18 protein-coding genes, 1 pseudogene and 1 other annotated feature are annotated in these 21579 nt (G+C 69.1%); of the genes and pseudogenes, 12 read left to right on the forward strand and 7 right to left on the reverse strand.

Features of this window, described 5'->3' with window-relative positions:
- From CK505_RS18720 to CK505_RS17025, 3 genes and pseudogenes are all read left to right on the forward strand, one after another.
- Window positions 1–236, forward strand: a pseudogene (locus CK505_RS18720) (hypothetical protein); the annotation flags it as partial.
- Between the two features lie 6 nt (window positions 237–242).
- Window positions 243–349 (forward strand) — a sequence feature (AL1L pseudoknot).
- Entirely contained in the window at window positions 278–1192 is a 915-nt protein-coding gene (locus tag CK505_RS17020) for an IS3 family transposase (RefSeq protein WP_095651815.1), read from the forward strand. It overlaps the preceding feature by 72 nt.
- Window positions 1193–1466: 274 nt before the next feature.
- Window positions 1467–1877 carry a hypothetical protein gene (locus CK505_RS17025; protein ID WP_136341191.1) on the forward strand — a complete coding sequence of 137 codons (411 nt, stop codon included), beginning with the start codon at window positions 1467–1469 and terminating at the stop codon, window positions 1875–1877.
- A gap of 34 nt (window positions 1878–1911) precedes the next feature.
- Here CK505_RS17025 and CK505_RS17030 read toward each other — a convergent pair whose 3' ends face one another.
- Window positions 1912–3096, reverse strand: a complete 1185-nt coding sequence (locus CK505_RS17030) for a helix-turn-helix domain-containing protein (protein ID WP_095651817.1) — start codon at window positions 3094–3096, stop codon at window positions 1912–1914.
- 390 nt (window positions 3097–3486) lie between these two features.
- Here CK505_RS17030 and CK505_RS17035 point away from each other — a divergent pair, with 390 nt between their 5' ends.
- The gene (locus CK505_RS17035) at window positions 3487–3900 is read left to right on the forward strand and encodes a DUF6640 family protein (protein ID WP_095651818.1); all 414 of its coding nucleotides are present in this window, start codon (window positions 3487–3489) and stop codon (window positions 3898–3900) included.
- A 676-nt stretch (window positions 3901–4576) separates the two neighbouring features.
- On the opposite strand, the gene CK505_RS17040 is transcribed toward CK505_RS17035, so the two are convergent.
- Complete coding sequence (locus CK505_RS17040; RefSeq protein ID WP_095651819.1) at window positions 4577–7081, reverse strand: MMPL family transporter; 2505 nt, start codon at window positions 7079–7081, stop codon at window positions 4577–4579.
- Between the two features lie 54 nt (window positions 7082–7135).
- Window positions 7136–7792: a TetR/AcrR family transcriptional regulator gene (locus CK505_RS17045; protein ID WP_255250995.1), complete on the reverse strand. Its 657-nt coding sequence runs from the start codon at window positions 7790–7792 to the stop codon at window positions 7136–7138.
- A 669-nt stretch (window positions 7793–8461) separates the two neighbouring features.
- Between CK505_RS17045 and CK505_RS17050 the strand changes: the two genes are divergently transcribed.
- Both CK505_RS17050 and CK505_RS17055 read left to right on the forward strand, forming a co-directional pair.
- Window positions 8462–9085, forward strand: coding sequence for a TetR/AcrR family transcriptional regulator (locus tag CK505_RS17050; RefSeq protein ID WP_255219696.1), 624 nt, complete (start codon window positions 8462–8464; stop codon window positions 9083–9085).
- Window positions 9082–10734, forward strand: a complete 1653-nt coding sequence (locus tag CK505_RS17055; protein ID WP_095651821.1) for an MDR family MFS transporter — start codon at window positions 9082–9084, stop codon at window positions 10732–10734. Before CK505_RS17050 ends, CK505_RS17055 begins: the two co-directional genes overlap by 4 nt.
- 198 nt (window positions 10735–10932) lie before the next feature.
- Here the strand turns inward: CK505_RS17055 and CK505_RS17060 are convergent, their stop codons facing one another.
- From CK505_RS17060 to CK505_RS17070, 3 genes are all read right to left on the reverse strand, one after another.
- Complete coding sequence (locus CK505_RS17060; RefSeq protein WP_242630407.1) at window positions 10933–11772, reverse strand: cytochrome c oxidase assembly protein; 840 nt, start codon at window positions 11770–11772, stop codon at window positions 10933–10935.
- Window positions 11773–11783: 11 nt separating this feature from the next.
- Entirely contained in the window at window positions 11784–12293 is a 510-nt protein-coding gene (locus CK505_RS17065) for a DUF2243 domain-containing protein (protein WP_095651822.1), read from the reverse strand.
- Between the two features lie 347 nt (window positions 12294–12640).
- Window positions 12641–12859, reverse strand: coding sequence for a hypothetical protein (locus CK505_RS17070; RefSeq protein WP_136341189.1), 219 nt, complete (start codon window positions 12857–12859; stop codon window positions 12641–12643).
- Window positions 12860–13436: 577 nt separating this feature from the next.
- On the opposite strand from CK505_RS17070, the gene CK505_RS17075 reads away from it, so the two are divergent.
- The 6 genes from CK505_RS17075 to CK505_RS17100 all read left to right on the forward strand — a co-directional run bounded on the left by CK505_RS17075 (window position 13437) and on the right by CK505_RS17100 (window position 21316).
- On the forward strand, window positions 13437–14066 hold the full coding sequence (locus CK505_RS17075; RefSeq protein WP_095651824.1) for a TetR family transcriptional regulator: 630 nt from the start codon (window positions 13437–13439) through the stop codon (window positions 14064–14066).
- Window positions 14067–14123: 57 nt separating this feature from the next.
- A complete protein-coding gene (locus CK505_RS17080) occupies window positions 14124–16658 on the forward strand; it encodes an MMPL family transporter (RefSeq protein ID WP_095651825.1) in 2535 nt (844 codons plus the stop codon).
- Window positions 16659–16758: 100 nt separating this feature from the next.
- The gene (locus tag CK505_RS17085) at window positions 16759–17736 is read left to right on the forward strand and encodes an aldo/keto reductase (RefSeq protein ID WP_095651826.1); all 978 of its coding nucleotides are present in this window, start codon (window positions 16759–16761) and stop codon (window positions 17734–17736) included.
- 852 nt (window positions 17737–18588) lie between these two features.
- Window positions 18589–19317 (forward strand): ABC transporter ATP-binding protein, encoded by a 729-nt coding sequence (locus CK505_RS17090; protein WP_095651827.1) that lies wholly within the window; start codon window positions 18589–18591, stop codon window positions 19315–19317.
- On the forward strand, window positions 19314–20606 hold the full coding sequence (locus CK505_RS17095; RefSeq protein WP_095651828.1) for an ABC transporter permease: 1293 nt from the start codon (window positions 19314–19316) through the stop codon (window positions 20604–20606). The genes CK505_RS17090 and CK505_RS17095 overlap by 4 nt, the downstream gene beginning before the upstream one ends.
- A gap of 23 nt (window positions 20607–20629) precedes the next feature.
- Window positions 20630–21316, forward strand: coding sequence for a TetR/AcrR family transcriptional regulator (locus CK505_RS17100; RefSeq protein ID WP_095651829.1), 687 nt, complete (start codon window positions 20630–20632; stop codon window positions 21314–21316).
- Between the two features lie 23 nt (window positions 21317–21339).
- On the opposite strand, the gene CK505_RS17105 is transcribed toward CK505_RS17100, so the two are convergent.
- The coding region (locus CK505_RS17105) for a transposase (protein ID WP_141246860.1) at window positions 21340–21579 on the reverse strand (240 nt) is incomplete at its 5' end.

Consider the following 21579-nt stretch of genomic DNA (forward strand, 5'->3'; position numbering starts at 1 on the left):
ACACCGCCCTGCACATGGCCGCCGTGACCCAGCAGAGGCTGGGCTACGAAGGAGCGGACTACGTGGCCAAGCAATTGGCCCGCGGCAAGACCCACACCGAAGCAATGCGACTGCTACGACGGAGGATCTCGGACCGAGTCTTCGCCGCTCTGCGCGCCGATGAGAAGGCCAAGGAGTCACCAATCGACCTCAGGCATCGCCCTGGTCCGGAACCAGTTCTCGAGGTTGCGGCTTGACATAGGAGCATCGCGGAGCTCGACCGCCCACACCACAGGTAGTGGCCTACATCGACGCCCACAAGGGCGAGTACGGGGTCGAGCCGATCTGCAAGGTTCTGCAGGTCGCCCCGAGCACCTATTACGCCGCCAAGACCCGCCCGCCCTCAGCGCGATCGGTCAGCGACGCGGCCACGACCGCGGTCATCGCCAAGGTGCATGCGGAGAACTACGGGGTGTACGGGGTCACCAAGGTCCACGCCGAGCTGCGCCGGAACGGCCATCAGGTGGCCAGGTGCACGGTGCACCGGCTCATGAGGGCGGCGGGTCTGCGTGGGGTCATTCGGGCCAAGGGCCCGCGCACCACGGTGGCCGGCACCGGACCGGAGACCCGCCCGGACCTGGTGGAACGATCTTTCACCGCCGCCGCCCCGGACCGGCTGTGGGTCGCCGACATCACGTATTGCAGAACGTTCGCCGGCTGGGTATACGCCGCCTTCGTCATTGACGTGTTCTCCCGGCGGGTGGTGGGGTGGCAGCTGTCGACCTCCCTGCGCACGGACCTGGCTCTGGACGCCCTCGAGATGGGGTTGTGGACCCGATCCCATGACGGCCATGACACCAGCGGGGTCGTGCATCATTCGGATAAGGGCGTTCAGTATGTCGCGGTGCGCTACACCCAGCGCCTGGCCGAGGCGGGGGCGGTGGCCTCGGTGGGATCCACTGGCGATTCGTACGACAACGCCCTCGCTGAGGCGTTCAACTCGCTGTTCAAGGCCGAGCTGATTCGCAACAAGGGCCCCTGGAAGTCGATCGAGGACCTGGAGATCGCGGTGGCCGAGTACGTCGACTGGTTCAATTACCGGCGCCTGCACGGAGAGATCGGGCTCGTGCCCCCGGCCGAGTTCGAGGACGCCTACTATCGTCACCACACCGCCCCGGCGACCGCCGGAGCGGCACTATCAAGCCTCCACTGAACCCGTCACGGGACACAGCACGGGTTCCCGCTGCCGTGCCTTGGATCGCGCCGCAGTGTGCCTGCGCATCTGCCCGTGGGCCTCTTCGGAGGCGGGCGTTCGTGGGTTTCTCCGGTGATGTGTTGCCTTTGCGACCGTGGGGCGCGCATCCTGAATCGTGGGTGCTGCTACCTGGCACCGGGTCGGCGGTATGGCGTCCCCGGGCGGCTCCCTTCGAGGATTTCGTTCGCGGATCTCGCGGGGGATCCCGGTGCCGACAGTGGAGGGGGAAGAGATGAAGCATCTTGCGTTGGTGTCGGCCGTGCAACTGGGCTTGGGGTTGGCCGGGCTGCGTCAGGCGCTGCGAGACCGCGTCACCTATGACGTCGGGGTCCTACGCGGATCCCCGGAGCGCATCGGTGCCGAGCAGTGGTTGCTCGGCACCGGGCTTTCGGCCTCTGGGTTGATGCTTGCCCTGCAGGCGGTGTGCACGGCTCAGCTGCTGGCGCGGCCCCGGCGGCGGGCGGCCCGGGTGCTGGGTGTGCTGGGCGCGGTGATGGTCCTTGGGTATCCGGCGGAGCGGTCGGTCCGCGCCGCCTGGCGGCAATGGGATCCTCGTCTGGCCCCGATGACGGTGGCGGCCACGGCGCTGGCGGCGGTCATGGCCGTCTTAGGGCTGGGCCGGTTGCCGCAGGATCTGCCGTAGGGGCTGAGAACCTGCCCCTGTGGGCGGTCGTTGCTCACGCGGGGTTCTGGTCGGCCCGGGCGCGCAGGACGAGCTCGAGCTCGAAGCGGGCCTGCGGGTCGTGGAGGGCCTCGCCGAAGATCTCACGCAGTTGGTTGATGCGGTAGCCGACGGTCTGCTCGTGGATGTCCAGCTCGGCGGCCATCACCGCGCGTTGCCCGTGGTGCTTGAGCCAGGACAGCAAGGTGGTGACCAGTCGCTGCTGTTGGGCCGGGCGGAGGTGTTCCAGCGGGGCCAGCCGTTGGGTGGCGAGGTCTTCGAGCAGGGCACGGTCGCTGTGCAGCAGCAGCCGGGTGAGGTGCTGGCGGACCCACAGCGGGTCCTCCCCGTCGTGCTCCAACAGGTCCCGGGCGGCCACGGCCAGGCGCAGCGAGTCCGAGGCGGCCTGCCAAGGCCGTCCCGGACCCACCACCGCGGCGCGCCCGGTCAGGGACCGCCCCAGCTCCCGCCGGGCCGCCGACGTGGGAGGCTCCGGGAGGACCGCCACGACGTCCCCGGGGCGGGAGGTGAGCACTGCCCCTGGCCCCAACCGGGACCGCAGCCCCGGGCGCCGGCCGGCGGGCAGGACGACCACCACCACCCGTTCGGGCAGGATCCAGCCGGCGGCCAGTACCGCGGCGCGCACCGCGTCCTCCTCGGCGTGACCGCGGATGAGCATTTCCGCCACCTGGTCCAGCAACCGGTCGCGTTCCCCGGCCCGCTCGGACTGCTCGGCGGCGTAGCCCTGGGCGCTGGCCGCGGAGAGCTCCTCGATGTAGGCGAACACGGACTCCGCCAGCACGATCAGCACCGAGGCCTCGAACCCGGCCTCCATGGCCACCTTCGACATCGACCGCAAGGTCGTGCGCGCCCCGGAGCGGTAGGCGGTGAACAAGGCGTCCATGGGCCGGCCCTGATGCACCTCGGCCCGGCCCAACCCCTCATAGACCACCCGGTCCACCTCCCGCAGGGCCGGCTGGTCGGTGTCGGCCAGATCCAGGAACCGGGTCAGGGCGGCCTGGACCCCGTGCCGGATCTCCTGGCGCAGCGCACCGCCCAGGGGCGCGGCGTAGACCGGGACATCGTGATGCACCCCCGCCAGCAGCTGCTCGGTGATCACCGGAAGATGGGCGCTGAGCAGCGGAGCGAGGGTGGAGGGCAATCCCGTCCACGGCAGATCGTGATCCGCTTCAGACACCATGCACCTCCTTTCAGGCCTGTGGCCACAGTCTCTCCGCACCTCCCCAGGACGGGCAACGCCGGCCGCCGCGGCCGGAGCTGCCCGTGTCGGCACGCCGGTCCGGTTGTCTCGGCTGTCCTGCCGGGCTCGGGCGGTGTCGGGGTGGATCCGGTGCTCGAGGGCACGCGGTGGGTCTTGGTGCTGGTAGGCCCGGCGCCCCCAGGCGTTGCCGTGCGGGTCTCTTCTGTGTGCCTGTCTCTGGTGCTGGCTTCCGGGGGAGGGGAGGGTCAGTGTCTGAAGAAGCAGGCGTGGCCTGTGACGGGGCGGGCCTATAGACCCCCCTCGTCACAGGAGGTTCTGGGGCCCGTTGGGGCCAGGGAACTGTGTGGCCGTCCCGGGTAGAGTGGTGGCATGTCGACCGGGCGCAGCATCCTCAACGTCGTTGCCGCAGCCACCATGGTGGGAGGGTTCGCCGCGGACTGGAACCGTACCCATCTGTTCAATCCGAATTGGCCTGCGCATGCCCGGTTCCACGATGCGATGACCATCGCCGTGAGCGCGCTCCTGGGGGCGGGCGGGCTTTACGCGCTCAATCGCAAGGGCCTGGACCCGGAGCGGGACACCGCGGTGGGCGCGGTGTTGCCGGCGTTCTTCTGGGCTTCCATGGGGGCAGCCTTCGCTTTCCCCGGCGCCCAGGGCCTTCAAGCGGAATTCCCCAACCTGGTCCCTCGGGTCAGGGGCGTGTGGATCGACGAGCGGTTCGCCAGCGCGGGGATGCTGGGGCTGATCGGCCTGGGCTATGGGCTCGAACGGCGGGCGCGCTGACGTTTTGCACGCCAGGCGCCGGGGGTCATTTCGGAATGAGCGCGGCGTATGCCCCTTGAGGAGCGGCCCGAGCCGGTCTCTGACCGGTCGCCCACGAGTTGTTGGCCCGGTTGCGCGCCGGCGAGGTACTGGGCCTGGATCGTTGGGCGGTGGACGACGCCCGCCTGCGGGCGTTCACAGTGGGGAGCACCTCGGGTCCAGCCGAAGTTGATCAAGGCTTCTCCGGTTTCGTGCACCCTGTGCGTGCCGGGGACCGCCGCTTTGGCCCGTACGTGAGCGTGATCGATCAGAACCGTGCTGACACCGCCTGTGGTCACTGGTGGAGATGCCCGGGACCATTCGATGGCCGACCGGACCCGTTGGATCACCGCACGGAGACCGTTTATGCCCTTTGCCTGATCTGTGTTGCCGGGCAGGGCGCCGGAGGGGCCAAGCCGCTCACCCGCCTCGCGCGACTCCATGTTGTGGTCCGGGTGGCGGTGGATGAGGCCGGCTGGGCGGGCATCGCGCACCGTTCCATCGAGCACATCTTTGGCCTGATCGACCCGCCCGGGGTTCGCCCCGGACGGGTCGATCAGGTCATTGCCGGGCTGGAGCGAGAACGGTTTCTCCAGTCGCCTCTCGCTGAGGGCTCCGGCGGTGGGGGCTGGGCGGGTGTCTCCACCGCCCAGGTATTTCAGGTCCGGGTGCCGGCGCCGACCAGCTCACGTTCCGGTTCCCTCGCGGCGGGTGCGTGTTCGCGCCGGAGGGACTCGCCCTCGACGTCGACGTTGGGCAGGGCCCGGTCGAGCCAGCGGGGCAGCCACCAGGCCTTGTCTCCGAGCAGGTGCATGGCCGCGGGCACGAGCATCATCCGCACCACGAAGGCGTCCACGAGCACCCCGAAGGCCAGTCCGAATCCCATGGGTCGGATCATGGCCGTGTGGGAGAACATGAAGCCGGCGAACACGGAGATCATGATGATCGCCGCCGCGGTCACGACGGCCCGCCCGGCGTTGAGCCCTTCGCGCACGGCCGCACGGGAGGAGGAGCCGTGGACCCAGGCCTCGCGCATACCCGAGACCAGGAACAGCTGGTAGTCCATCGCCAGTCCGAAGAGGATGCCGATGAGCAGGGTGGGCAGGAAGCTGATCACCGGGCCGGGGTCGTGGACGCCGAACAGCCAACCCAGCCAGCCCCACTGGTAGATGGCGACGACTCCGCCAAGAGCGGCGAACAGGGTCAGCAGGAACCCGGCGGTGGCGATGAGCGGGACGAGGATCGAGCGGAAGACCAGCACCAGCAGGAGCAGGGACAGCCCCAGCACCACCGTGAGGTACAGCGGCAGGGCCTCGGCGAGCTTCTGGGACACGTCGATGTTGCCGCCGGTCAGGCCGGTGACCCCGATGCTCACCCCGTGCGCTTCCTCCAGTTCCGGGGAGAGCTCGCGCAGCTCGTTGACGAGGTTCTCCGTGGACTCGTCGGCCGGCCCGCCGTCGGGGGTGACCTGGAACACGGCCGTGCGGCGGTCCTCGGAGAGCCCGGCCGGGACCACGGAGACGACGTCCTGCTGCTCCAGCAGCTCCTGCCCGATGGTCACCTGCAGGTCGGTGGCCTCGGCCTCGTCGGTGTCCTCGGGCAGGTCGGCGACCACCAGCAGCGGACCGTTGGCGCCGGCGCCGAACTTCTCCTCGATGATCCGGTAGGCCTGGTAGGCGGTGGAGTCGGCCGGTTCCGAGGAGGCGTCGGGCAGGCCCAGGCGCATGTCCGCGGTGGGCACAGCGATCGTGCCCAGGACGACGAGGCCGGCCAGCAGGGTCAGGATCGGGTGGCGCAGCGCCGGCCCGTCGCGGTGCGGGGCCGCGTGTGCCGGGGTGCGGGCGGCCCGTTCGCGGGCCCGGGCGCTGAGCAGGCGCTGCCCCATCAGGGACAGCAGCGCCGGGGTGAGGGTGATGGCGATGAGCACGGCCACGGCCACGCAGGTCGCCGCGGCGGTGCCCATCAGGCCCAGGAACCCGATGCCGGTGACGTTGAGGGCGGCCAGGGCGATGATCACGGTCAGTCCGGCGAAGACCACCGCGTTGCCGGCGGTGCCGGTGGCCAGCCCGATGGACTCGTGCAGCTCTGTCCCGGCCAGCAGCTGCTGGCGGTGGCGGTTGAGGATGAACAGGGAGTAGTCGATGCCCACGGCCAGCCCGAGCATGAGCCCGAGCATCGGGGTCACCGAGGCCATTTCCACGACCCCGGAGAACGCCAAGGTGGTCAGCGCCCCGATCCCCACACCCGTGAGGGCGGTGAGGATGGGCAGCCCGGCTGCGACCAGGGTGCCGAGCATGACCAGCAGCACGACGCCGGCCACGATCACCCCGATGACCTCGGCCGGGCCGAAGAGCTGGGAGACGTCCTGGGAGATCTCGGTGGAGTACTCCACCTGCACGCCGTCGATGTCCGCCTCGTTGATGACCTCCTGCAACGCCTCCTTGGTCTCGGCGGTGACGGCCTGCTGCTCGGCGGTGAAGCTCACCACTGCGACCGCGGCGGTGCCGTCCTCGGCCACCGTGCGGGTGTCCTCGGTCAGGGCCAGCAGCTGCTGGCCGCGCTGCAGCTCGGGTGCGGCAGCCTCCAGTTCCTCCCGCTGGTCCTCGAGCTGCGCGCGAGCCTCGTCCAGGCCCTGCTGCTGGGTGTCGAGCTCGCGCAGCGAGGGGGCCGGGGCGTCGGCCTCCTCGGCCCGCTCACGGGCCGCGTCGAGCTTGGCCTGGTTCTCCGCGATCGTCTGCTGGGCCTGGGCCAACTGCTCCCGCCCGTCGGACAGTTGTTCCTGGGCGTCGGTGAGCTGCTGGGCCTGGTCCTGGCGCTGCTGCTGCGCCGTGAAGGGATTGAGCATCTCCTCCACCCCCGAGGTGTTCTCGGTCGCGGCCAGGGCCGCGCCGATCTGCTCGCGCTGCTCGGTGGTGAAGGGCTCCCCGTCCTCGGTGGCGAAGACGATGCGCCCGGTGCCATTGGCGGCTTGCGGCAGCTCGGACTGCAGGCGATCGGCCAGGCGCTGGGTCTCGGTGCCGGGGATGCTCATCGTGTTGGTCAACTGACCGCCGGCCACGGCGAAGGCGCCGCCGGCCAGCATCAGCGCCGCCACCCAGGCGGCGATCACGACCCAGGCGCGGCGGGCGGCGAAGCGCCCGAGTCGGTACAACAGGTGTGCCATGTCTTAGTCTCTGTCGGTCGTAGGGAAACGGAAGAACCGGGAAGGAGGGGCCTCTCAGCCGAAGCCGTGCCGCAGATACCCCACCGTGGTGTCCAGCAACCGCTGCCAAACCGCCCGTGACTGGGCGGTGTCCACCGCACCGGTCTCGGCGTGCCACTGCTCGACAGTCAGCGACAGGGCGTTGAGCAAGGAACTGGCCAGCAGGCCGACGGTGAAGGAATCCGCGGTGGGATAGCGATCGGCGATCACGGCCGTCAGGCGCAGGGTGAGCGTTTGCATCACGTCGTGGGACCACAGCACGGTCGCCGGGTGGTCCTCGTTACCGCCGAGCAATCGAGCCATGTGCGACAACGGCGGGATCAGATCGGCGGTATCGATCGCGGCGACCAGCTGCTCGAACACCGTCCCGATGCTCGGAGTCCCCGTGGGCGGGGCGGCCGCCGCGGCCGCCACGAAATCGTCCACGATCGACCCGAGCAACTCGCTGAACCGGGTGTGGACGGCATCCTCCACCGAGGCGAAATGATTGAAGATCGTCCGCCGCGACACCCCCGCCCGTTCCGCGAGGTCATTGACGGTGAAACCGCCCACACCACGCTCCTCGACCAGGGCCTCGGCGGCGTCGAGAATGGCCCGGCGGTTGAAATGCTTCAACGCCTCCCGCCGATCGACCGGCGGCTGGACCTGGGGAAAACCATGGGAAGACTGCATCGCAGCCACTACACTAAGTGCAGCGTTGCACTGTGTGCAATTCCATCCTCGGCGCCCAGGGCCGGGCCAGCCTGCGGCCTTGTGGTCCCGTCCGGTCCAGCCACGGCCCGGCAGCGCCCCCAGGCCGCGACGAGACCCCCCGTCGCTGTCGCACTGTGCGGCCCCCGCCGTCATCTCCGCCGACCCAGGAGGATCCCAGCTGTCGGGCTCGCGCACAGAGCACCCCCCGGGGGCGTCTCCCGCTCTTCCGCGGGGCATCCGAGGCCGTGAGCTCGGCCCTGGGCCAGATCACACCACGGGGCATCCTGCACCGGGGCAGAGTCGAGGGCCACCCCCCTGCCACGGCTGCGGGGCAAGGCTGGGGCGGTGAGGACCGGCCCGGTCATCGCGGCCTTGCCGTAGACCCGGATCACCTGGACGCCCGACGCCACCTGCTGGTGGAACACCCTCTGCGCTGCGCGGCAACACCATTTGCGCACCCCCGCGACCCCTGCGACCCCCGCGGTCCCGGGCTATCCGGGGGCGGGCGAGTGAGCAGCGTCACCTATCCCTGTCGCGGTCAACACACCGCGACAGGACCCGCTCAGCGCGCTCTGGCGGCACCCCAGAGAAGTGCATCACTACATAAGTGCATTTGTGCAATACATGCAGTGGTGCAATAATAGGGGTATGACTCAGGCCCCCGTGTCCTTGCGTGAACGCAAGAAAGCCCACACGTGGACGGTGATCCACGAGACCGCCGCCGAGCTGGTCCTGGAGCGCGGCCTGGAGCGCACCACGGTGGAGGCCGTCGCCGAGGCCGCGGGCGTTTCGCCCCGGACGTTCTTCAACTACTTCCCGTCCAAGGAGGACGCGGTGCTCGGCCTGCGCGCCCCCGCCCTGGACCCGGCGCTGCTCGAGGGGTTCTCCCTGGACCGCGATGTGCTGGAGCAGGTCTCCCGCCTGCTGCTGGCGGTGGCCCGCAGCGCCCACGCGGGCGGTGACGCCCAGCGGCGCCGTGAGCTGATGGGCCGCTACCCCCACCTGGCCCAGCGCCGCCGGGAGCTGATGTCCCAGGCCGAGGATTTGGTCCACCGGGCCGTCACGCACCTGCTGGCCGAGCACCCGGCCTGGTCGGCCGGTGTGGCCGGGCACGACGTCGCAGAAGCCGCCCGGATGCTCGTGATGCTCGCCGGGGTGCCGTTGCGCTTCGCCCTCACCCCCGGTGGCGCAGCTGCCGCCGCCGCTCCCGAGGCCCCGGACCTGGCCCCCGCCTTCCGTCTCTTCTACGACCTGCAGAGGAATCTTTCATGACCCGTACCCCTGCCCACCGGGCAGAACCGGCCGAGAAGAAACAGCACCTGATGCTGCTCTTCATCGGCCTGATGCTCTCCATGCTGCTGGCCGCCCTCAACCAGACCGTGCTCAGCACCGCCCTGCCCACCATCGTGGGCGAGCTCAACGGCGTGGACGAGATGGTGTGGGTGATCACCGCCTACATCCTGGCCTCGACCATTACGATGCCCATCTACGGCAAGCTCGGGGACCTCATGGGCCGCAAGCCCCTGCTGATCGCCGCGATCGTGCTGTTCATGGCCGGCTCCGTCGTCGGCGCCCTGGCCGGCACCATCGAGGTGCTCATCCTCGCCCGGGTCTTCCAGGGCCTGGGCGGTGGCGGGCTGATGATCCTGTCCCAGGCCACCATCGCCGACGTCGTCCCAGCGCGGGAGCGCGGCAAGTACATGGGCGTGATGGGCGGGGTCTTCGCCCTGGCCTCGGTGGCCGGGCCGCTGCTGGGCGGGTTCTTCACCGAGGGCCCCGGCTGGCGCTGGGCCTTCTGGATCAACATCCCGCTGGGGCTGCTCGCCCTGGCCGGTGCCGTGCTGTTCCTGCACCTGCCCCGGCGCCCCGGGCGCCCCCGTCTGGACGTCGGCGGGATGGTCCTGCTGGCCGTGGCCACCACCTGCCTGGTGCTCTTCGCCACCTGGGGCGGTAGCAAGTACGACTGGACCGACCCGGTCATCCTCGGTCTGATCGCCGCCACCCTGGTGGCCGGGACCGCCTTCGTGGCCGTGGAGCGGCGCACCGCCGAGCCGATCATCCCGATGCACCTGTTCGCCGAACGCAACTTCAACCTCACCACCGTGGCGGGGCTGCTCATCGGCGTGGCCATGTTCGGGGCCATCGGCTACATGCCCACCTACTTGCAGATGGTCCACGGGGTCGACGCCACCGACTCCGGGCTGCTGATGATCCCGATGATGGGCGCCCTGCTGGTCACCTCCATCGTCTCCGGGGCGCTGGTCAGCCGCACCGGGCGCTACAAGTGGATGCCGATCGCCGGCAGCGTCGTGGTCGCCGCGGGCCTGGTCCTGCTCTCCACCCTCACCGCCGAGGCCCCCTTGTGGCGCCTGTGCGCCGACCTCGCGGTGCTGGGCCTGGGCCTGGGGCTGTCGATGCAGATCCTGGTGCTGATCGTGCAGAACACCTTCCCGCTGCGCCAGGTCGGCACCGCCACCGCGTCGAACAACTACTTCCGCCAGATCGGGGCCACCCTCGGCTCGGCGGTCGTGGGCAGCGTCTTCGCCGGGCGCCTGGCCGACCTGCTGGCCCAGCGCCTGCCCGCCCAGGCCGGCGGCGCCACCGGCGGCACGAACTCGCTGACCCCGGCCGTGGTGGCGTCGCTGCCCGAGGCCATCCGGACCCCGATCATCACCTCCTACAACGACGCCCTGACCCCGATCTTCCTGTGGATCGCGCCGCTGGCCCTGCTCGCGGCAGTGCTGCTGTGCTTCGTGCAGGAAAAGGCCCTGGCCACCACGATCGAACGCGACGTGGTGCCCGAGGCCGCCGGCGAGGGCAACCTCCTCATCACCGCCGAGGACCCGGAAGAGACCGAGCCGGCCGAGCAGGACCAGCACCGCACCCGGTTCGAGGACAGCGCAGCCGTCGGCGCCCGATAGAACGGCAACCGGGTGGCCCCTCGCCCTCGGCGGGGTGCCCCGGGCACCAGCCCTACACGTCGAGCTTGTCCAAGATCCGCTGGCACACGCCTCCGACGCCAGCCGCGCGCAGGGTCTCGTTCAGACGCGATGTGGTGGTCATGGTCGTCTCTGCGTTTCGTTGTCGTCGTCCTCGGCGCACCGTGGGTTCACCGGCGCTCAGGTGGTCGGGCGGGAAGCGGCCATGGTGCTCTGGCGGGGCCGGGTGGCGGTGTACGACCCGGTGAACAGCAGCACGATCAGGATGATGTCCACGACATCACCGCCGTAGTACATCAGTTGCGCCCCGACCTGGGCCTCAGGGGCCTGGACCCCGGCCGGCGGGTGGGCGTAGAGCCACTTGGCCAGGATCGAGTGGGCGGCGATGAAGACGATCAGCACCACCGAGCGCACTGGGAGGGAGGCCCGGTGCGGGTCCGGGTCCACCCCGACCAGGGAGGCGGTGAAGAGGTAACCGGCCACGACGATGTGGGCGTGCACCAGCCCGTGGAGCAGCACCGAGGTGTGCATCAACTGGTACAGGTCCGTGGTGTAGAGAACCCACAGGCCCCCCGCGTTGAGCCCGGCCGCGACCACCGGGTGGGTGCCCACCCGCACCACGGGGTGGCGCAGCAGGCGGGTCAGCGACCGGGCCTGGGCCACGGGCAGGGCCCGCAGAACCAAGGTGATCGGGGCGGCCAGCACCAGCAGCAGCGGGGCGATCATGCCCAGCAGCAAGTGCCCGGCCATGTGGGCGGCGAAACTGGTGTGCGCGGCCGTGGCGACCGGACCGATCAGACCGGCCCCGGCGCAACCCAGACCTGCGTACCAGAACATGGTGCGGTGGCCCGGGACCGGGCTGCGATCCCGGGCCGCCCACAGGGCCACCGCGTAGCTGGCCGCGGCTGCGGTCAGGGCCAGGACGACCAGGACGTCGAAGACCACCCACCCGAGTACCTCCACGCCCTGGGCTGGGCTGCCTCCGGTGATGTCGTGGTCGGTGTGGTGCTGGTGGTCCACGGCGTGCCTGCTCAGCCGGTGGCGCGGGCCGGGCGGGTGCGCCAGAGGATGAGCGCCCCGATGCCCAGCAGCAGCACGGCCGAGCCGATCCAGGCCACGTCGTAGGGCAGCAGCTCCACGTCGTAGCGGACCTGGTGGATCCGCAGCACCTTGTGGTCGATGACTCCGTCGAAGAGCTGGAAGAACCCGACGCCGGTGACCACCGCCCCGGCCCAGCGCTTCCAGGCCACCTCGGTGCGGCGGCGCAGATCAGCGAGCAGGAACAGCCCCCAGATGGTGATGAACCACCCGAAGGCGTGGAAGAACCCGTCGGCGGTCAGTGCCACCTGCGTGGTCGACAGGTCGTAGAAGTGGTGCCACTGCAGACCCAGATGGAAGACGAACAGGTCGATCATCGAGGCTGCGATCCCGCACCCGAACAAGAACCCCGAGACCACCGTGCGCCGATCCAGATTGACCCCTGGCTTCGTGCGCGGATCGCTTCCGGGGCCCCGACCAGCGCTCGTCTCAGCGGAAGACATCAGGAATCTCTCACATCGGCGTGGCAACCCATGCGCCCATTGTTTCTATCGCGGGCATGCTGGGCAACGTCCCGGGTCCCTGCGCGCTCCTCCGCACACCGCCAGCAGCGGCTTCCGAGCACCCCACCGGAGCGGTGCATGGATTCGCAGGACAGGCCATAGGTCCCCGGCGGTCGCAGATTCCGACACCTCCGGGGCGAGGTCGCCGGCAGGCACCGGAGGGGTCTCCCACCGGGTCGTGCGGGGTGTCGGCCACACCGCGGATCTGGCACCCCGGGCGGGGCGAGGGCGATCTTCGACAAGGCGGGCCTCAACCCCGAGGCGGCGGCTCTTCCCGGATGATGGGGTCAGGGCAGCACCGCGCGCAGGGCGTGTTCGAACTCCGCGGCGTGTCGGGGGAGGGTGAACTCCTCCAGGTTCAGACCCCACTTCACCCGGAACCGCGCACCGTCGGGTGGTGTGGCATGGACGTTCAGCTGCGAAATGCTCCGGAGCGCGAAGACTCCCTGGGAGGAGGACTGCTCGAGCTCGGGGTGGATCAGCAGCAACCGCGAGGTGGTGACCACGGCGAGACTGCGGTGACCACGCCACCAGCCCGGCGCCAGGGCTTGGACGGTCTCCGACGGATCGAGCCACGATTCCGCTGTCCTCAGCTGCTGCCGCCACACGAACCGTTCGCCCAGACCGAGGGGCCGACAAGCGGCCTTGAGATCTCCACGCACGGGAAAAGCCCTTTCATCGGCATCAGGCGGATCATACGACCGGACGGGCCAATGGCTGCGGCCGCAGCCGGCTCGCCCGAGGTTATCAGGCCCGTCATGATGAAGATGTGAGCCCGGTTGGTCCGGCCCGTCCCAGAAGAGCCCCCTGTGGGAGGGGGCTTGTGAACTGTAAAGGCCCTTGTCACCTCGACTGTCTCGCGAGGGTGTCGGTCGAGGATCAGCAATGTCGTTCGAGTACTTCGGCGGTGCGTCGGCATCCAGTGCCCGCGCGATCGTCTCCGAGGGTGACATTCTCCTCCCCGCCGACGACTCCGAGAGTCAGGGCCGCGGCCCCGCCGGCAGCCGCCGTTGGCCCCGTCCGCGCCTCCACCCCGCACAGAGTTTTGCCCCCAGTGCAAGTTTGCACGTAGTGTAAGGATTTGTGATTCCTGTTGAGGAACCTTCCGCGGTGCCGGCGTCCCGGCGGGAGTTGAACAAGGCGGCCACCCGCAGGGCCATCGCCGAGGCGGCGTTGGCCCTGTTGCGTGCCCGGGGCGTGGGACGGTTCACGGTGGAGGACATCGCCTCGGCGGCGGGGGTGTCGCGCCGGACGTTCTTCAACTACTTCCCCAGCCGTGAGGCGGCGTTGGCGGTGAGCGTGGATGAGTTCCTGGATCACGGGGTCGAGCAGTTCCTCGCCCGTCCGGCCGACGAGCCGCTGGTGGAGTCGATGCATGAGCTGCTGATCGCATTGGCCGACCCGATCCATCTGGCGGCGATGGCCGAGGTGTACGGCACGGCAGGCGCTGATCCGCAGATGCACCGGTTCCAGCTGGAGGGGTGGGACAGCTGCGCCGACAAGCTCGTCGAGGCCATCCGCGGGCGTTCGGGCCCGGAGATGGACTCCCTCTACGTCGGTGCCCTGGTGGGCTCGGCGCTCTCGTGCGGCAAAGCCGCCCTCAGCGAGTGGTTCCACCGCTGCGGCGGCGAGGTCACCGAGGAGTCCTTGGACCTGTTGCGGCAGTACCTGATCGACGTGGTCGGCTATCTGCGCCAGGGCTTCACCCGCTAGACCTTCCCTCCCTTCTTCATCTTCCTTGTCCTCCTTTTTCGAGAACGGTGAGCGCCCATGGCATCTGTGCTGTATCGACTGGGCCGGTTCTGTTACCGGCGTCGCTGGTGGGTCACCGCCGTGTGGGTGGCCCTGGTGCTGGGGGTGGGCGGGGCGGCGGTGGCCTTCCACGGCACCTTGAGCAACAACTTCACCCTTCCCGGCACCGAGACCCAGCGGGTCCTGGACCGGCTGGAGGAGGAGCTGCCCGAGGCGGCCGGCGGCAGCGGATCGGTGGTCTTCCACTCCCCGGCCGGGGAGTTCACCGACGAACAGGAAGCAGCGGTGGGCCAGGCCCTGCAGCAACTGGAGCAGATGCCGGAGGTGGAAGCAGCCGCCGATCCCTTCGAGCTCCAGCGCCAGCTCCAGGACGGGGCGCAGCAGGTCTCCCAGGGGCAGGCCCAGCTGGAGTCGGCCAAGGAGCAGATCGCCGCCGGGCGTGAGCAGATGGCCCAGCAGCGCGAGCAGCTCCAGGCCGCGGCCGCGGCCGGGGCGCCCGGGGCGCAGCAGGGCCTGGAGCAGCTCGAGACGGCCAGTGCGGAACTGGAGGCCCAGGCGCAGGAGATCACCGACAACGAGGAGTCCCTGGCTGTGGCCCAGCGCCAGGTCGGCGCCGCCCAGGACATGCGCGTCGTCTCCGAGAACGGGCAGGTCGCGCTGAGCCAGGTGCAGTTCAGCGACTCCATCTACAACGTCCCGGCCGAGATCCGTGAGCAGGTTCAGACCACCCTGAACGCCGCTGAGGAGTCCGGGATCGAGGTCTACATCAGCCAGGACATCACCCAGGACGTCTCCGAGGTCATGGGCAGCTCCGAGATCATCGGGGTGGCCGTGGCCGCCCTGGTGCTGATCATCATGCTCGGCACGCTCATCGCGGCCGGTCTGCCCCTGCTGATGGCCATCACCGGGGTGGCTGTGGGGGTGGGGGCGACCTTCGCCCTGTCCGGGGTGGTCGAGATGTCCACGGTCTCCCCCTTCCTGGCCCTGATGCTGGGCCTGGCCGTGGGCATCGACTACTCCTTGTTCATTGTCAACCGGCACCGCACCCAGCTGATGCACGGGATGGACCTGGAAGAGTCCGTGGCCCGCGCCAACGGCACCTCCGGCAACTCGGTGCTGTTCGCCGGGGTGACCGTCGTCGTCGCCCTGGCCGCCCTGGCGGTGCCAGGTCTGCCGTTCCTGACGATCATGGGTCTGTCCGCCGCGGCCACCGTGGCCCTGGCCGTGCTGGTGGCTCTCACCCTGACACCGGCCGCCCTGGGCTTCATCGGGCCGAAGGTGCTCTCGTCCCGCGCCTGGGCCAAGGCCCGCGCGGCCCAGACCGCCTTGACCCGCGACGCCGAACGGGCCGGGACCTCGGCCGAATCCGTGGAGGAGGCCGCCGACCAGGAGCACAGCCGCCACGGCTGGGGGGCGTTCGTCACCAACCATGCCGGGATCGTCCTGGCGCTCAGCGTGCTCGTTCTGGCGATCATCGCCCTGCCCGCCCAGCACCTGCGCGTCGCCCTGCCCGACGGCGGCTCCGAGTCCCCCGAGTCGGAGGCCTATCAGGCCTACACCCTGGTGGGCGAGGCCTTCGGAGAAGGCGTCAACGGGCCCATCATCGCCGTGGGAGAGCTGCCCGGCGGGCTCAGCGACACCGCCTCGCAGGACCTGCAGTACGACGTGGCCGATCAGCTGCGCGCCGTCGACAACGTCACCGCCGCCCTGCCGGCGATCGTCAGCGAGGACGGGCGCACCGTCGTCTTCCAGGTCGTTCCCACCGAGGGCCCGGCCAGTGCCAGCACCGAACAGGTCTTGGCCGACCTGCGCCAGCGCGCCACGGCCATCGAAGCCGACACCGGTGTGAGCATCGGGTTGACCGGACAGACCGCGGCCAACATCGACGTGTCCGAGAAGCTCAGCACCGCCCTGGCCCCCTACCTCGGCATCGTCGTGGGGCTGTCCCTGATCCTGCTCATGCTCGTCTTCCGCTCCATCCTGGTCCCGCTGCTGGCCACCGGAGGGTTCCTGCTGTCGATGGCGGCGACCTTCGGGGCCATCGTGGCCGTCTACCAGTGGGGCTGGCTCGGAGAGATCTTCGGGGTGCACAACCCCTCGGCCGTGCTCAGCTTCTTGCCGATCATCCTCATCGGGGTGCTCTTCGGCCTGGCCATGGACTACCAGGTGTTCCTGGTTTCGGGCATGCGCGAGTCCTACATCCACGGGCAGGACCCCCGCACCGCGGTGCGCACCGGCTTCAGCCACGGCGCGCGGGTGGTGACCGCGGCCGCGATCATCATGACCTCCGTGTTCGCCGGGTTCATCTTCTCCGAAATGGCCATGGTCCGCCCCATCGGCTTCAGCCTCGCCTTCGGAGTGCTCGTGGACGCCTTCGTGGTGCGGATGACCATCGTCCCGGCCACGATGCACCTGCTGGGACGCACCGCCTGGTGGATCCCTCGCTGGCTGGACCGCATCCTGCCCGACGTCGATGTGGAAGGCGCGAAACTGCCCGCACCCGCCGGTACCCGCCCCGCACCGCACCGCGATACCGTTGAAGCACACGCCTGAACCCCCATACCCCCACCCATCGACGCAGGGGCGCACAGACCCCGGCTCTGCCGGGCCCGGGGTCCTGGAGCAGCACTGATCAGGAAAGGACGGCACCACCATGAAGCACGTCACTTTGGGCACCGCAGGGCTTGAGGTCTCCCGCCTGGGGCTGGGATGCATGGGCATGTCGGCGTTCTACACCGGCAGCGGCGCCAATGAGTCCGAGTCGATCGCCACGATCCACCGGGCCCTGGATCTGGGCATCACGTTCTTCGACACCGCGGAGATGTACGGCCCCTACGCCAACGAGGAACTGCTGGGCAGGGCCTTGGGCTCCCGCCGCTCGGAGGTCGTGGTCGCCACCAAGTTCGGCACTATCTCCCACCGCGCCGGCGACAGCCCCGGGTTGGACGGCAGCGCGCAGAACGTGCGGCTGTCGGTGGAGGGCTCGCTGAAGCGGTTGAACACCGACTACATCGACCTGTACTACCAGCACCGCATGGACCCGGCCACCCCGGTGGAGGAGACCATGGGGGCCCTGGCCGAACTGGTCCAGGAGGGCAAGATCCGTCACATCGGGCTCTCCGAAGCGGCCCCGGCCACGATCCGCCGGGCACAGGCGGTGCACCCGGTGACCGCGTTGCAGACCGAGTACTCCTTGTGGTCCCGGGAGCCGGAACACGAGATCCTGCCCACGGTGCGGGAACTGGGTATCGGGTTCGTGCCGTACTCCCCACTGGGCCGGGGCTTCCTCACCGGCACCATCCGCTCCATCGAGCAGCTGGACGAGGGGGACTTCCGTCGCAACAACCCCCGCTTCGCCGGGGAGAACCTGCAGCACAACATCCGCATCGTGGAGCAGGTGGACGCGGTGGCCGCCGAGCTGGGCGCCAAGCCCGGGCAGGTGGCCCTGGCCTGGCTGCTGGCCCAGGGCGATGACATCGCCCCGATCCCGGGCACCAAGCGGGTGAGCTACCTGGAGGAGAACGCCGCCGCGGACGCGATCGAGCTCACCAACGAGCACCTGGCCGCACTAGACCAGGTCGCCGCCCCGGCCGGTGACCGCTACGAGGACATGTCCGCGGTCAACCAGTAGGGACCCGGCCGCCGCTGAGAAGAAACGCCAGAACGCCATGAACGCCGGCTCCTGAGCCTTGGGAGTCGACCTCGGCGCCGGAACCCATGGCGCCCCTGACAACGTCGGATCCCGCTGCTCCTAAGCTCCTCCATCCCGGGCAGCAGGACGATCAACCAACCGGCGCACAGAATCAGGGCACGGGTGTGGTGGGGAAACCCATACGAAGCGGGGCCCTTCTCACCCCGCCTTCCCACGGCGCCGGCCCCGGTGGCTTGCCGCCCGTCTTGGGGGCAGTCCGATGCTGCGCATTGGTCCGAAGTCCGCAGCGCTCTGCAGCTCCGCAGTGGAGCCCCTGACAGTGGTGTAGCGCGGTGACCGCGGTGACCGCGCTCTCGTCCGGAACGACGAACAAGGCCACCGCGCTACACCACCCGGGACCCGACTTCGCCTGATCATTCTTCCCTGACCGCATCAACGAGGACCCGAAGCGGCAAGGCCTGGCAGGCCGGGGTCAGTCCCGCACGTCCAGAGTCAGCAACCGCCGGCCAGCTCCTGATCACATCACCGGAAAACCCACGTCGGCGGATTCAGGCCCAGCTGCCCCGGAACGTCATCCCTTCCGACGTCCAGCAACCCGTGGGGCGGCTGGTTCCCCCCGCTGCCGGTCCTCGGCAGTAAGCATCAACGCGATCCTGCCCAGGATCGCCCTGTCATCGTCCGAGCCGGGCCCCGGTGACGGTACCGCCGGGCCGGGACCCGCTTCGCAGCATCCGATCAGGTGCAACTGCTAATTTGCAGCGAGTACATCAAATCTTGCAGTAACTGCAGATATGTGACGGGGAGAGGTTGGCGCAGCATGAGGACAGACCAATGGTGACCGGGAAACTAGTGGTCGACGCCCAGGGCATCACTAAGTCTTACGGGTCAGGGGCGACGCGTTTTGACGCGTTGAAGGGGGTGTCGCTGCAGGTGGCCGCAGGGGAGAGCGTGGCCATTGTGGGGAAGAGCGGTTCGGGCAAGTCCACGCTCATGCACATCCTGGCTCTGCTGGACGAACCGGACGCCGGCTCGCTGCGGGTCACCGGGCTGGATGCGCGCAAATTGTCGGCCAAGCAGCTCAACACGCTGCGCAACCAGCAGTTCGGGTTCGTGTTTCAGCAGTTCTTCCTCACACCGAACACGTCAGTGCTGGACAACGTCGTGCTACCGCTGAAAATCGCCGGGGTCAGCGCGGCCGAACGGCGCCGGGCGGGTATGGCGGTGCTGGAGCGGATGGAACTGGCGGACAAGGCCGGGAACAAGGCGACGGACCTCTCCGGCGGGCAAAAGCAACGAGCCGTGATCAGTCGTGCGCTGGTGAACGAGCCCAGCATCATCTTCGCTGACGAGCCGACCGGAAATCTGGACACGGCCACCGGTGCCACCGTGGAGGACATTCTCTTTGGCCTGAACAGGGACAAGGGCATCACCCTGATCGTGGTGACCCACGACGTCGACCTCGCTGCCCGCTGCGACCGGCAGGTCTTCGTGCGCGACGGGCTGATCGAACGCACGACTCCGTCGGCCCACGACAGCGCAACAGAAGCGAGCCAGGCATGAACGCCCCGGACCTGATCTCCTCAGCGGTGGCCAACACCTTCCGCTCCAAGCTGCGCACCACCTTGACCGTGCTGGCGATCTTCGTGGGAGCATTTACCCTGACCTTGACGAGCGCAGTGGGGGCGGGTGTCGCGCAGTACGTGGACAAGCAGGTCTCGGCCATGGGGTCGGCGGACATGCTCTTCGTCCAGAAGACGTCCGAGGACACAGCCGCCGGTGAGGGCCCTGCGGAATACGACCCCGAGGCAGCACAGTCTCCTGCCGGACCACCTGTTCCGGGCCGGGGCGTCCCTGACCCGCTGACCGCAGAGGACCTCGAGGTGATCCGGGACACCGAGGGCGTCCTCGACGCGGACCCGTTACGCATGGTGGCCCCGGAGTACATCTCCTTCGACGACGGGACCGCCTACGAGTTCACAGCGAACCCTGTGGGCAGTATCGCCCGGGCCGACCTTGAAGCCGGACGGCAGCTCGAAGGGGGCTCTGCCCAGCACGAGGTCGTCCTTCCGTCTCCCTACGTGGCACCGCTGGGCTTCGACTCCGCCGAGCAGGCCCTCGATTCGACCGTCCGACTCGGTATCACCGACGTGCTGGGCGAGCAGCACACCGTGGAGGCGACCGTGGTCGGGGTCGCACGGGAGAGCTTGCTTGCCTCCGGGGCGAGCATGAACGAGGCCCTGCTCGCGGAGCTGTCAGACATCCAGTCCGCCGGCATCGGCACCGGCACCCCCGGTTTCGTCGCCGCCATCGCCCACTTCGACACCTCCTTGGCCGAGGAAGAGGTCGATGCCCTGAAGTCCTCCCTGGCCGAGGCCGGGCTCACGGCCCAGACCACCGAGGATCAGCTGGGGATGATCCAGACCGTCATCAGCGGCATCGTGGGCATTCTCAACGCCTTCGCCGTGATTGCCCTCGTCGCGGCCAGCTTCGGGATCATCAACACGTTGCTCATGAGCGTGCAGGAACGCACCCGAGAGATCGGGTTGATGAAGGCCATGGGCATGAGCGGAGGCCGGGTCTTCGCCCTGTTCAGCCTCGAGGCCGTCGTCATCGGATTCCTGGGCAGTGCGATCGGTGCCGGTGCGGCCGTGGGCCTCGGGTCGGTCGTCAGTTCGGCGCTGGCCGAGGGAGCGCTCTCCGGGCTGCCGGGATTAAGCATCATGCTCTTCAAGCCCACCACCGTGGCCGGGGTGATCCTGCTGATCATGGCGATCGCCTTCCTGGCCGGCACCCTGCCGGCCCGACAGGCCGCCAAGCAGAACCCCATCGACTCCCTGCGCTACGAATAGCCTCCGAAAGGACGGGACCCCAGGTGCCCAGCAGCCACGGGACCACCGAGCGGAAGCGCGCCCGAGCCCTCATGATCGAGCGCCACACGGTCGCACTGGTCCAGGAACACGGCCTGGACCACGTGACCGTGGAGATGATCTGCGAGATGAGCCACATATCGCAACGGACGTTCTTCAACTACTTCAAGACGAAGGACGAGGCTCTCATCGGCACCCAAGCCCCGCGGATCCACGAGAGACTAGCCCGCGAGTTCCTCGTCTCGGACGGGACGAACCTTCTGGCGGAAGCCCTCGAACTTGTCAGCAACAGCCTCACCACCAGCAACCCTGAACCCGATCACGCGCTGATGGCCGCCCGCATGCAGATGGTCCTGCGTTACCCGCAGATCTTCCGCAAAGCGATGGAGGCCATGAATGCCACCCACGACGATCTGACGGAGTTGATCTTCCTGCGACTGCGCAGGAACCACGGCACCTCGACGTCCCTGAACGACCTGCGAGAACAGGCCGGGCTGATGGCCCATCTCGTTCTCGGAGCCCTGCGCTTCACCATGGCCACCTGGACGCAGAGCAAGTCGGCGCATCCACGTCCGCCGGTGGAGCACACCGTAAACCTTCTGACCAGCATCATGGCCGCCTCCACGGCCCATCCCCATGCCACAGATCCGAATGATCCCCCCGCGGAACCGAAACCGGGACTGTCGCTCTAACGGTGTAAGAGGCGTTTCCATGGTTAGTGGTTCTCCGCCGCCGGCATCCGGTCGGCGAAGGTGATGGCGAAGGCGTTCAGCGCCGGCTTCCACCGTGTGACCCATCGTGTCTGCCCGGTGCCCTTCGGGTCCAGGGATCGCACGACCAGGTACAGCGTCTTCATCGCGGACTGCTCATTCGGGAAGTGGCCACGTGCCCGCACCGCCCTGCGGAACCGGGCGTTGAGGGACTCGATGGCGTTGGTCGAGCAGATCACCCGGCG

Origin of the sequence: Kocuria sp. WN036, from assembly GCF_002287015.1 — a bacterium.
In the GTDB taxonomy this organism is placed as follows: domain Bacteria; phylum Actinomycetota; class Actinomycetes; order Actinomycetales; family Micrococcaceae; genus Kocuria; species Kocuria rosea.